9 protein-coding genes are annotated in these 11,489 nt (G+C 52.9%); 5 read left to right on the forward strand and 4 right to left on the reverse strand.

All coding sequences use genetic code 11. The features are described from left to right. Positions 1–29: 29 nt before the first annotated feature. Positions 30–2,069, reverse strand: a complete 2,040-nt coding sequence (locus tag ACSOSI_RS07860) for a choline transporter (RefSeq protein WP_012005945.1) — start codon at positions 2,067–2,069, stop codon at positions 30–32. A gap of 412 nt (positions 2,070–2,481) precedes the next feature. Here ACSOSI_RS07860 and betI point away from each other — a divergent pair, with 412 nt between their 5' ends. The 3 genes from betI to betA all read left to right on the forward strand — a co-directional run bounded on the left by betI (position 2,482) and on the right by betA (position 6,465). Further along, the gene (gene betI / locus ACSOSI_RS07865) at positions 2,482–3,078 is read left to right on the forward strand and encodes a transcriptional regulator BetI (RefSeq protein ID WP_012005946.1); all 597 of its coding nucleotides are present in this window, start codon (positions 2,482–2,484) and stop codon (positions 3,076–3,078) included. Positions 3,079–3,098: 20 nt separating this feature from the next. Beyond that, entirely contained in the window at positions 3,099–4,571 is a 1,473-nt protein-coding gene (gene betB / locus ACSOSI_RS07870; RefSeq protein ID WP_476706827.1) for a betaine-aldehyde dehydrogenase, read from the forward strand. A 226-nt stretch (positions 4,572–4,797) separates the two neighbouring features. Next, a complete protein-coding gene (betA, locus tag ACSOSI_RS07875; RefSeq protein ID WP_476706828.1) occupies positions 4,798–6,465 on the forward strand; it encodes a choline dehydrogenase in 1,668 nt (555 codons plus the stop codon). Between the two features lie 93 nt (positions 6,466–6,558). Here betA and ACSOSI_RS07880 read toward each other — a convergent pair whose 3' ends face one another. The 3 genes from ACSOSI_RS07880 to ACSOSI_RS07890 all read right to left on the reverse strand — a co-directional run bounded on the left by ACSOSI_RS07880 (position 6,559) and on the right by ACSOSI_RS07890 (position 9,691). Then, the gene (locus ACSOSI_RS07880) at positions 6,559–8,181 is read right to left on the reverse strand and encodes an FMN-binding glutamate synthase family protein (protein ID WP_017892137.1); all 1,623 of its coding nucleotides are present in this window, start codon (positions 8,179–8,181) and stop codon (positions 6,559–6,561) included. 180 nt (positions 8,182–8,361) lie between these two features. After that, a complete protein-coding gene (locus ACSOSI_RS07885; protein ID WP_153857456.1) occupies positions 8,362–8,952 on the reverse strand; it encodes a LuxR family transcriptional regulator in 591 nt (196 codons plus the stop codon). A 22-nt stretch (positions 8,953–8,974) separates the two neighbouring features. Beyond that, on the reverse strand, positions 8,975–9,691 hold the full coding sequence (locus ACSOSI_RS07890) for an EAL domain-containing protein (RefSeq protein ID WP_012005951.1): 717 nt from the start codon (positions 9,689–9,691) through the stop codon (positions 8,975–8,977). A gap of 515 nt (positions 9,692–10,206) precedes the next feature. Here ACSOSI_RS07890 and ACSOSI_RS07895 point away from each other — a divergent pair. Both ACSOSI_RS07895 and ACSOSI_RS07900 read left to right on the forward strand, forming a co-directional pair. Continuing rightward, positions 10,207–10,734, forward strand: a complete 528-nt coding sequence (locus ACSOSI_RS07895) for a fimbrial protein (protein ID WP_476706829.1) — start codon at positions 10,207–10,209, stop codon at positions 10,732–10,734. A gap of 71 nt (positions 10,735–10,805) precedes the next feature. Further along, on the forward strand, positions 10,806–11,489 hold the full coding sequence (locus ACSOSI_RS07900; protein ID WP_476706830.1) for a fimbrial biogenesis chaperone: 684 nt from the start codon (positions 10,806–10,808) through the stop codon (positions 11,487–11,489).

Here is an 11,489-nt window from a genome sequence, read left to right on the forward strand (position 1 = left end):
GCTGTGGACAAGTGATGTAGCCTTTGGTGTTACATATCCGGGAAGGTCAGGGTGTTACCCGGTGCCTCGCGGTGGATATGCACAAAGTTCAGGTGTTTCTCGTACTGATCGAGGATATCGCCGATCACCTGTTCTTTGCTGTAGTCCATCAGGTCATTGCCCTGGGTGCCTTCCATCAGGAAGGTTTCCAGCCGGTAGTAGTGTGACTTGCCGGAGCGGGCGCGATAGGTAAAGCCCGGCACCGAGTAACGCTGCGGCCAGATCTGATAGATAAAGTTCTGCTCCTCGCCTAAATGCACCAGCAACTCCAGATGGTTTAAACGCTCATCTTCGGTTGGCGGCACTTCACTGAACTCCACTTTGGCGCCGCGTAATTCCAGCTCACGCGCCACTTCCTGCATCGCCGGCCGACAGCGGGTATCCATCATTTTCTGTGTGTATTGGCTGCCCGGATAATTCATTACCCGCGACAGGCGTTGTTTCCAGTTCAGCACGTCATTGCTGGAAACCGGCATGGGCGCATTGGTGTTCAGCGCGCTGGCCTTGCGGTAATCCTCCACCCGTAGCGATTTATATAGCCCGGCCATCACGAAGAAGATCACAAAACTGAACGGCAGGCCCATGATCACCGTGGTTTTCTGCAGGGCAGGCACGCCGTCGGTCATCAACATACCTATGGTCAGCAGGCCAATCGCTACCGACCAGAAAATACGCAGCCAGTTGGGGGCGTCATTATTGATATCACTCAGGCGTGAGGTGAAGTTACCCAGCACCAGCGAGCCTGAATCCGCCGAGGTGACGTAGAACAGCAGCCCAGTGATGGTCGCCACCGAAGCGCTGAAGGTAAAGCCCGGATACTGCGCCAGCAGGCTGTAGAATCCCCGTTCCGGGTACTGCATCACTTCCTGCGCGAAGGCGGCGTTGCCGTGAATAATCTGGTACAGCGCGCTGTTACCGAAGATTGACAGCCACAGCAGGGTAAACACGAAAGGAATAATCAGCGTGCCGACCACAAACTGGCGAATGGTACGCCCGCGTGAAATTCGCGCCAGGAACAGGCCGACAAACGGCGCCCAGGCCACCCACCATGCCCAGAAGAACAGGGTCCAGTTGTTCATCCATTCCACCGGGCGATCGAAGGCGAAACTGTTGAGCGTCATGCCCATAAAGCGGTTGACGTAATCACCGACGTTAAGCACCAGCGCATTGAGCAGGAACTCGGTGTCGCCGAAGAACAACACGAACAGTATCAGCCCCAGTGCCAACAGCACGTTGAGCTCGGACAGAATACGGATGCCCTTATTGACGCCGGAAGTCACCGAAATGGTGGCCATGATCACCGAAAGCAGGATCAACGCAGCCTGAACCGTCAGGTTTTCCGGTATGTGGAACAGCACTTTCAGCCCGTAGTTCAACTGCACTACGCCAATACCGAGCGTGGTAGCGATACCGAAGATGGTACCCAGCACCGCGGCGATATCTACGCTGTGGCCAATCGGGCCATTGATGCGTTTACCGAAAATCGGGTACAGGGCAGAGCGGATGGTCAGCGGCAGGTTATAGCGGTAGCTGAAATAGCCGAGGGCGATACCCATCAACGCGTACATCGACCAGCCGGTCAGGCCGTAGTGGAACAGCGTCCAGACCATTGCCTGGCGTGCGGCTTCCAGCGTCTGACCCTGGCCTTCCGGCGGCATCATATATTGTGTCACCGGTTCGGCGACCGAGAAGAACATCAGATCGATGCCGATACCGGCGGCGAACAGCATCGCCGCCCAGCTCATCAGGCTGAATTCGGGTTTTGATTGTTCAGGCCCGAGCTTGATCGAACCAAAGCGCGAAGCGGCGATAAACACCACAAATACGATGTACAGGGTGGCGGCCAGCAGATAGTACCAGCCGAAGGTGGTTGAAACCCAATTCAGGGTGCGGGTGATCCATCGCCCGGAGAAATCGGTAAAAAAGATGGTCATCAGCGAGAAGGCCAAAATCAGCCCTGCCGAGGTAAAGAAAACCACAGGATTAAGGCCATCCTTTTGCGGTTTTGAGGAGGTTTCGCGTGTTGTCATCGTCTTCCTCTGTTTTTTAACAACTGAGTAAAATCGTGCCCACACACCAGCCTGAACGACACGCGGGTGTCGCCCGGAAACAGTGCGGATAAGAATGCCGCGGCAATCACTATTGCTTGCCAAAGATCGCCGCTTTGCTTGTTTACGAAGCGGAAAATCGCTTCGTGGTGGGAACCGCTTACAGACACTGATTTTGGTCAGATTCGTTAAATACCTCACAAAAATCAGCCAGTTCCACAACCGAAAAATACATATTTATAACCAATCGGCAATAAAATATATTCAATTTTTATTGAACGTTCAATCAAAAAAAAGTTTAATAGTTAGCATGAAGACCAAGTTCAGCAGGTGGAAAGGCAGTGAAATTCCGCCGCTGAGACGAGGCCGAAGTCGGTTTTGTGAGAGTCGAATTATGCCAAAGGTAGGGATGCAGCCGATCAGAAGGCAGCAGTTGATAGATGCCACGCTGGCCGCAGTTAATGAAGTTGGAATGCATGATGCCACCATTGCGCAGATAGCGCGGCGGGCGGGGGTTTCCAACGGCATCATCAGCCACTATTTCAAGGACAAGAACGGCCTGCTGGAGGCCACGATGCGCTATTTGATTAGCCATCTGGGCGAAGCGGTGAAGCTAAGGCTGCAGGCGCTGAGCGACCACAGCCCGGCATCGCGGCTGCAGGCGATCGTCGCCGGCAACTTCGACGACAGCCAGATCAACAGCGCGGCGATGAAAACCTGGTTGGCCTTTTGGGCCAGCAGCCTGCACCAGCCGCAGCTCAATCGGCTGCAGCAGGTGAATGGTCGCCGTCTGTATTCCAACCTGTGCGCTGAATTTAGCCGGGTGTTGCCGCAGGCGGAGGCACGGCTGGCAGCCAAAGGGCTGGCGGCGTTGATCGACGGCCTGTGGTTGCGCAGCGCGTTGCGCGGTGCGGCATTTAATCAGGCGCAGGCGATAGCGCTCACTACCGATTACATTACGTTTCAACTCCGGGGGCACACGCCACCCTGAGGACAACCCAAGGAGAACCTATGTCCCGTTTTGGCTTACAGAAGCTCTATATTAATGGCGCCTATGTAGACAGTACCGATGGAAAAACCTTCAACGCAGTGAACCCGGCGAACGGCGAAGTCCTTGCCGAAATCCAGTCCGCCAGCGCTGAAGACGTCAACCGTGCGGTGGCCAGCGCAGCCAGCGGACAGAAGGTGTGGGCGGCAATGACGGCGATGGCGCGTTCTCGCATTTTGCGTCGTGCAGTAGATATCCTGCGCGAACGTAACGACGAACTGGCCGCGTTGGAAACGCTGGATACCGGTAAGGCGATGTCGGAAACCACGGCGGTAGATATTGTCACCGGTGCCGACGTGCTGGAGTATTACGCTGGCCTGATCCCGTCCATCGAGGGGCAGCAGATCCCGCTGCGCGATACCTCCTTTGTTTATACCCGCCGCGAACCCTTGGGTGTGGTGGCCGGTATCGGCGCCTGGAACTACCCGATTCAAATCGCCTTATGGAAGTCTGCCCCCGCATTGGCGGCAGGCAACGCCATGATTTTCAAACCCAGTGAAGTGACTTCTTTGACGGCGCTGAAACTGGCAGAGATCTACACCGAAGCGGGCCTGCCGGACGGCGTATTCAACGTGGTCACCGGCAGCGGCGCAGAAGTGGGCCAGTACCTGACCGATCATCCTGGTATCGCCAAGGTGTCGTTCACCGGCGGAGTGAAAACCGGCAAGAAAGTGATGGCTAATGCCTCCGGCTCGACGCTGAAAGAAGTCACCATGGAACTGGGTGGCAAATCGCCGCTGATTATCTTTGACGACGCCGATTTGGATCGCGCCGCTGATATCGCCATGATGGCCAACTTCTACAGTTCCGGCCAGGTGTGTACCAACGGCACCCGCGTATTTGTTCCCGCAGCGTTGCAGGCACAATTTGAAGCCAAAATCCTCGAGCGTGTAAAACGTATCCGTCTGGGCGACCCAACCGATCCGCAAACCAACTTTGGTCCGCTGGTTAGCTTCGCGCATATGGAGTCGGTGCTGCGCTTTATCGAAAGCGGCAAGAACAGCGGTGCGCGTCTGCTGTGCGGTGGCAAGCGTGTCACTGAAGGTGAATTTGCCAAGGGCGCTTATGTGGCGCCGACGGTGTTTACCGATTGTCGTGACGAGATGGAAATTGTGCGCGAAGAGATCTTCGGGCCGGTCATGAGCATCCTCAGCTATCAAAGTGAAGACGAAGTTGTACGCCGCGCCAACGACACCACCTTCGGCCTGGCCGCGGGTGTCGTGACCAATGATCTGACCCGCGCCCATCGGGTGATCCACCAGTTGGAAGCCGGCATTTGCTGGATTAATACCTGGGGCGAATCGGCGGCGGAAATGCCGGTTGGCGGTTACAAGCAGTCCGGCGTCGGTCGAGAAAACGGCCTGATGACGCTGGAGCACTACACCCAGATCAAATCAGTGCAGGTCGAGTTAGGCGAATACGCCTCCATATTTTAATTATCCCCGTCGTCTTTCAAGCTACAGCGTTGTTGGCTGCGAGCGCAGACCCCAGTCACTTACTTGAGTAAGCTCCTGGGGCTCTGCGCCCTTGCCGCCTAGCTGTAACTCGAAATCCATAGGGGATATATCCTTTTTTGCATCCAAAACTGCCTTGGTTTATTCAGCATGCTGACCTTCAGGCCATTTGCATTATTAAGGCATACAAATATTAAGGGGATAATCGATGGAATACGATTACATCATTATCGGGGCCGGCTCGGCCGGTAACGTATTAGCCACCCGCTTAACCGAAGATGCTGACGTCAGCGTGCTGCTGCTGGAAGCCGGCGGCCCGGATTATCGGATGGATTTTCGCACACAGATGCCGGCGGCGTTGGCATTCCCGCTGCAGGGCCGCCGTTACAACTGGGCCTATGAAACCGACCCTGAGCCGCACATGAACAATCGCCGCATGGAATGTGGCCGTGGTAAGGGACTGGGTGGTTCGTCGCTGATAAACGGCATGTGCTACATCCGCGGCAACGCGATGGATTTCGATAACTGGGCGAAGGCACCGGGTCTGGAAGACTGGAGCTACCTGGATTGTCTGCCGTATTTCCGCAAGGCGGAAACCCGCGATATCGGGCCGAACGATTTTCACGGCGGCGATGGCCCGGTCAGCGTTACCACGCCGAAAGCCGGTAACAACGAATTATTCCACGCGATGGTGGAGGCTGGCGTTCAGGCAGGCTACCCGCGTACCGAGGATCTGAACGGCTACCAGCAGGAAGGCTTCGGCCCGATGGATCGCACCGTCACGCCGAAAGGTCGTCGTGCCAGCACCGCTCGCGGTTATCTGGATCAGGCGCGTTCTCGCCCTAATTTGAAGATTGTGACCCACGCGCTGACCGATCGCATCCGCTTCGACGGCAAGCGGGCGGTGGGCGTTGACTACTTGCAGGGTGAAGCAAAGGATGTCACCAGTGCCCGTGCGCGTCGGGAAGTGCTGCTGTGCGCCGGGGCGATCGCCTCGCCACAGATCCTGCAGCGCTCCGGCGTGGGGCCGGCCGCCTTGCTGAACCGTCTGGATATTGATCTGGTACACGAACTGCCGGGGGTGGGTGAAAACCTGCAAGATCATCTGGAAATGTACCTGCAGTACGCCTGTAAAAAACCGGTGTCGCTGTACCCGGCGTTGCAATGGTTTAACCAGCCTAAAATCGGTGCGGAATGGCTATTCAATGGTAGCGGTATTGGTGCCAGTAACCAGTTTGAAGCCGGTGGTTTTATCCGCAGCCGTGAAGAGTTTGCCTGGCCGAACATTCAGTATCATTTCCTGCCGGTAGCGATTAACTACAACGGCAGTAATGCGGTGAAAGAGCACGGTTTCCAGGCACACGTCGGTTCGATGCGCTCCCCGAGCCGTGGCCGGGTGCAGGTCAAATCCAAAGATCCGCGCCAGCACCCGAGCATCTTGTTCAACTATATGGCGACCGAGCAGGACTGGCAGGAGTTCCGTGATGCTATCCGTATCACACGTGAAATCATGGCGCAGCCGGCGTTGGATGAATACCGTGGTCGTGAGATAAGCCCAGGGCCGGAAGTGCAGACCGACGAGCAGTTGGACGCTTTTGTTCGTGAACATGCCGAAACCGCCTTCCATCCTTCCTGCTCATGCAAAATGGGTGAAGACGAAATGGCGGTGGTGGATGGTCAGGGCCGGGTGCACGGCCTGGAAGGGCTGCGGGTGGTGGATGCGTCAATTATGCCGTTGATCATTACCGGTAATCTGAATGCCACCACTATCATGATCGCCGAGAAAATCGCCGACCGTATCCGCCAGCGCTCACCGCTGCCGCGCAGCACCGCAGAATACTACGTGGCCGGTGACGCCCCGGCGCGTAAACAGTAACCAACATGTCCTCTCGCCGCCGAGGGGGAGGGCTGCTGTAGCAAGCAACCCCTCTCCAAAGTCCTTCCCTGAGGCGAGGGGACAATCCACCGCTTAAACCGGCAGGGCGATCGCCTGATCGAAACTGTTTGGTGTCGCCATACGCCACATGCGCGCATAGAAATCGCTTTCAATCTCTTTTTGCAACAGTGCCCCAGGTTTCAGGTAGTAATAGATGTCGGCATAGACCTTGATTTCCGTTGAGGTAATGCGGCGCAGCATATGGTGTGAAGTCAGTTGTTCCGGACGACTGACCCCGGCCGCTGCCAACATTTCCGCCAGCGCTTTCACCGTGTTCTGGTGAAAATGATAGACGCGTTCTGCCTTGTTTGGCACCACCAGCGCTTTCTGCCGTAGCGGATCCTGGGTGGCGACGCCGGTCGGGCAGTGGTTGGTGTGGCAACTCTGCGATTGAATGCAGCCTACGGCGAACATAAAGCCGCGCGCTGAATTCACCCAGTCGGCACCCAGTACCAATACGCTGGCGATGTCGAAGGCGCTGATAATCTTGCCGCTGGCGCCTATTTTGATTTGGTCACGCAATCCACAGCCAACCAGAGTGTTATGTACGAACAACAGCCCTTCGCGCAGTGGCATGCCCATATAGTTGGACAACTCCAGCGGAGCCGCCCCGGTGCCGCCTTCTTTGCCGTCCACCACGATAAAATCCGGCAATATTTGGGTCTGCAACATGGCCTTGGCGATGGCGACAAACTCCCAGGGGTGGCCGATACACAGTTTGAAGCCCACGGGTTTGCCACCAGACAGCTCGCGCAATTGCTGGATGAAGTGCATCATTTCTACTGGGGTGCTAAAGGCACTGTGTGAGGCCGGTGAAATACAGTCGATCCCTTCTGGTACACCACGCGTCGCGGCAATTTCCGCATCCACTTTTTTCGCCGGCAGAATGCCGCCATGGCCCGGCTTGGCACCCTGACTGAGTTTGATTTCAATCATTTTGACCTGCGGGTTTTTAGCCTGCTCGGCAAAGCGCTGCGGATCAAAATGGCCATCGCTGGTGCGGCAACCAAAATAGCCGCTTCCCAGTTCCCACACCAGATCGCCGCCGTTCTCACGGTGATAGCGGCTGATGCTGCCCTCACCGGTGTCATGATAGAAATTGCCCTTGGCCGCGCCCAGATTGAGGGCACGAATGGCATTGGCCGACAGCGCGCCGAAACTCATGGCGGAGATATTGAAGATAGAAGCGGAGTAGGGCTGGCTGCAGCCGGGGCCGCCGATCGCCACGCGGAAGCTGGTCGGATCGGATACCGCGACCGGACACATGGAATGGCCGATGCATTCATAGCCGGTTTGATAGACGTCCAGCTGAGTGCCGAAGGGTTTGTCACCCATCTCGTTTTTGGCGCGGCGATAGACCAGCGTGCGTTGAGTACGGGAGAACGGGATCTGAGCGTTATCTTCTTCCAATAAATACTGGCGTATTTCCGGGCGGATAAATTCGAAGAAGAAGCGCAGGCGGCCGATGATGGGGTAGTTGCGGCAGATGGCGTGGCGCTGCTGGGTCAAATCGTAAATCCCCAGTGCGCTCAGCCCGCCAAAAATGATCGCCGGCAGCCAAAACCAGGGGTGGTGCGACAACAGTACCAATGATGTCAGCGTCAACAAGAGACTCAACACAAAGCAGGTATAACGGCTGAATAAGGACGACTTCATAACATCTCCTGATGTTTTTTTTGATTTTGATCCAGACGACATGACTCACGGGAAATTTCCGTAGTTGGATCCTAACCAATAGGCCGGAGTGTTATGTGGCTGTTACTGCTTTATCGCTCATTGTTACATTTATTTAACGTGACGAGCGAAATGCAGGCCGCCGGGCGGCGGCCTGAAAGGTTACTTACCGGCGACGAAGATGGTACTCATGCTGCGCAAACGCAGCTTTTTCATCGCACTGTACTTCTGAGAAAATATGGTTTTGGGGTGAGTGCCGCGTTTTTGGGCAATGTGCAGCAGGCTATCGCCACGCAGCAAATTGAAAATAACGTCACTTTCCGCTGGGCTGAGCTCCCGGGTTTTCTGCATTTTTATCCCGCCCGGCTCTTTGCTTTCCAACAGGGTTTGTATCTTTTCCTGTAGTGAATAAAGAGGGATACGGGTAGAGACCAGCTCAACGGAAATGCCCAGAATCGACAACAGTTTCACTACGCGCTCATCGTCATAAAACACCAGCAGGCGTGTTTTTGAGTTGTATTGCTGATGCAAAGACACCAGGCTTTCAATGACATTGACGCTTTGTTCCAGATTTTGTGAGGTGAAAATCAACGCGATGTCGTGCTTGATTATTTTCTCCGCCTTGGCGCCACCGTGCATAAAATCCGAAAACAGTCTGATATCGTACTTGCCGTAATGTTTTTTCAGTAATACCGAAAGGCCGACATAGCTGTACTTACACTCACTAATAACAAGGACATTGTTTTTAGACATAATGGCAAACACCCATAATGAGTTAAAAGTATTCAGCTGTAAGAAGCGAGTTCAAATCCTTGATGTCGGATTCCTTCCACAGCTTTCCCTGCAGTGCGTAATATGGCATTTCGTCCAGCCATTTTTTATGTTCGGGAGTTTCTACTCCTTCGATAATCACCTTGTAATGATTAAGGTGAAAAAAGCGCAATAAAGCGCGCATTAAACCTTCACCGCCGGACTTTTTCATAAAGTCCCATAGTAAAAAACGGTCCAATTTAACGAAGCGAAATTGACTGTTATACAATGCGGAAAAACCCGCATAGCCAGAACCAAAATCATCGAGCCAAAATGAATAACTCTTGAGAGAGGGATCGCCGTGGACGCGATCCTTTACCAATCGGGTTGAGTTCTCGCTGATTTCAAAATGAATACAGCGAGTAGCGTTAATTCTTTCTGCAAAATGGCTATTAGCCAAAGACCTCAGCGAATGATCGTCCACATTTAATGTGGCTATAACCTGATTCTTACGAAACCAGTGATTATATTTTTCTATCAGACTGACCTGCTCTAACAGAATCTCAATCCGGGTGGCGCTATCAGCAGAGCGAAAGAACTGTTCAGGAGAGAAATGTGCATATTCACTATTAAAAGTGAATCGTGACAGGCACTCAACGGCCAGCAATTGTCCGGATTTTGCGAACATTGGCTGGAAAACATAATTAATTCCGTTATTTTGCTCTCTAAAAGAACTGTGCATTCCTCAATCCTTTGATTGATATACAAATAGCTGTTTTATAACGAAAATAAAATAAAATCAGTCTGTTTATAGGTAAGAATCTTATTTAATGCAGTCAGGAAGAGCAATGCCGCTTACAGACCATTAAACGTGCAATTTGTTGCGAAGTCTAAATCACTCAAAAGGTAACAAAGTGTAAATATTTAGAATAATGTGCTGTTAATCAGGCCTTAAGTCAAAATGTCCAACTACAGGGCTTTCCCAAACACAGATTATTCCTATTCGATTAAATCGTCAACATCGATCGATAGGTATTTGTTGATAGTTTATTCCTATCAAGAGAGGGCTTATGAATGTTTTAAACGATTTAACAATAAGAATGCGCTTAGTCTATATTTCGTCCGGCAATGGGTTCATCGAGGCAACATTCCTTTTAAGCAAGGAGTGCTATCGCTGAGTGTATGCTCAGTGCCGGGTCGGTATATATTCATCTGTCACTGAATCGATTATTTTATTGTTTTTCTATGGAGCTGGAAATGAAAAAAGTATTATTGCCTTTGGCCGCGCTGGTATTGTCTGCTACTGCTTATAACGCTACTGCTGCAAGCGGCAACGTTCAATTCACCGGTGAAATCGTACAGTCTACCTGTAAAGTAGTTGATAAAGACCAGAATAAAGTAGTTATCCTGGGTAAATATCCTACTACCGCATTCCCAACTTCTGGTTCTACCAGCGGTGCTAAAGCTTTCGATATTAGCCTGGAGAAATGTGAAGCAGGTAACTACACCCTGCGTTTCGACGGTAACACCCCAGCTGGTCACCCAGAGCTGTTGGCTGTAACTGGCGGCGCTAACGGCGTTGGCGTTGAAATCCTGGATAACAACGGCGCAACTCTGCCAATCTCTCAGGAAGTTGCTACTCCAGCTACCGTTTCTGTTGCTGCTGATGGCGACAACCCAGGTTCTGCGACTTTCAACCTGCGCGCTCGTTATAAATCTTACCAGGATCTGGTAACTGCGGGTCAGGCAAACTCTAACGCTACCTTCACCATCGAATACAAATAATTTAATTCGCTGGCAGGATAGATAGAGCTATTGGCCATGGACGGCTAAATTCTGAGAGTTGAGATATTCCGATGAAAAAAGTGCTTTCTTGTATTTTACTCGCGTTTTCCGTTAATGCTTTTGCCGGCATTCAAGTTGATTCAACGCGCGTAATTTATAACAGCGGAAGTAAATCCGCATCGCTCTCAATCAGCAATGACAGCGACGACATCTATATGGTGCAAACCTGGCTGGATACTGGTGATTCAAGCCAGATGCCGAAGAATTTACCGATCGTGGTCACTCCACCTATTTTAAAACTGGCTGCCAAGAAAGACGCCATTCTGCGTTTTATCTATTCCGGCAGCGGGTTACCGCAGGACAGAGAAAGTCTGCTCTGGGTAAACGTACAGGAAATACCGCCAACGCCTAAGCAAGATAACGTGCTGCAGGTGGCGATCCGTACCCGTATCAAACTGTTCTACCGTCCTGAAGCCTTGAAGGCCAACCTGCAACAGCAGGCTGAAGCGCTGAAATGGCAGCGTCAGGGCGGCAATCTGGTGGTCACCAACAACGGTCCGCTGTATGTGACGCTGGGCGTTCTGACGCTGAAAAGCGGTGGCAAGAGCTGGAAAGTGAATGCCGATATGGTGAAACCGCAAGATAGCCTGAAAATTGCTCTGCCACAGGGCGCGCAGTCGGCCGGCAGTATGTCGTTTACCTATATCAACGATTACGGCGGCCACACCGAGATTAAGAACGTTGCATTAAATTGA

It is taken from the genome of Serratia sp. AR11 (genome assembly GCF_056376275.1).

Coding starts and splice junctions, on each gene's coding strand:
- ACSOSI_RS07895 (WP_476706829.1), top strand. CDS start 10,207: ATGAAAAAAGTATTATTGCCTTTGGCCGCGCTGGTATTGTCTGCTACT.
- betI (WP_012005946.1), top strand. CDS start 2,482: ATGCCAAAGGTAGGGATGCAGCCGATCAGAAGGCAGCAGTTGATAGAT.
- ACSOSI_RS07900 (WP_476706830.1), top strand. CDS start 10,806: ATGAAAAAAGTGCTTTCTTGTATTTTACTCGCGTTTTCCGTTAATGCT.
- ACSOSI_RS07880 (WP_017892137.1), bottom strand. CDS start 8,181: ATGAAGTCGTCCTTATTCAGCCGTTATACCTGCTTTGTGTTGAGTCTC.
- ACSOSI_RS07885 (WP_153857456.1), bottom strand. CDS start 8,952: ATGTCTAAAAACAATGTCCTTGTTATTAGTGAGTGTAAGTACAGCTAT.
- ACSOSI_RS07860 (WP_012005945.1), bottom strand. CDS start 2,069: ATGACAACACGCGAAACCTCCTCAAAACCGCAAAAGGATGGCCTTAAT.
- ACSOSI_RS07890 (WP_012005951.1), bottom strand. CDS start 9,691: ATGCACAGTTCTTTTAGAGAGCAAAATAACGGAATTAATTATGTTTTC.
- betA (WP_476706828.1), top strand. CDS start 4,798: ATGGAATACGATTACATCATTATCGGGGCCGGCTCGGCCGGTAACGTA.
- betB (WP_476706827.1), top strand. CDS start 3,099: ATGTCCCGTTTTGGCTTACAGAAGCTCTATATTAATGGCGCCTATGTA.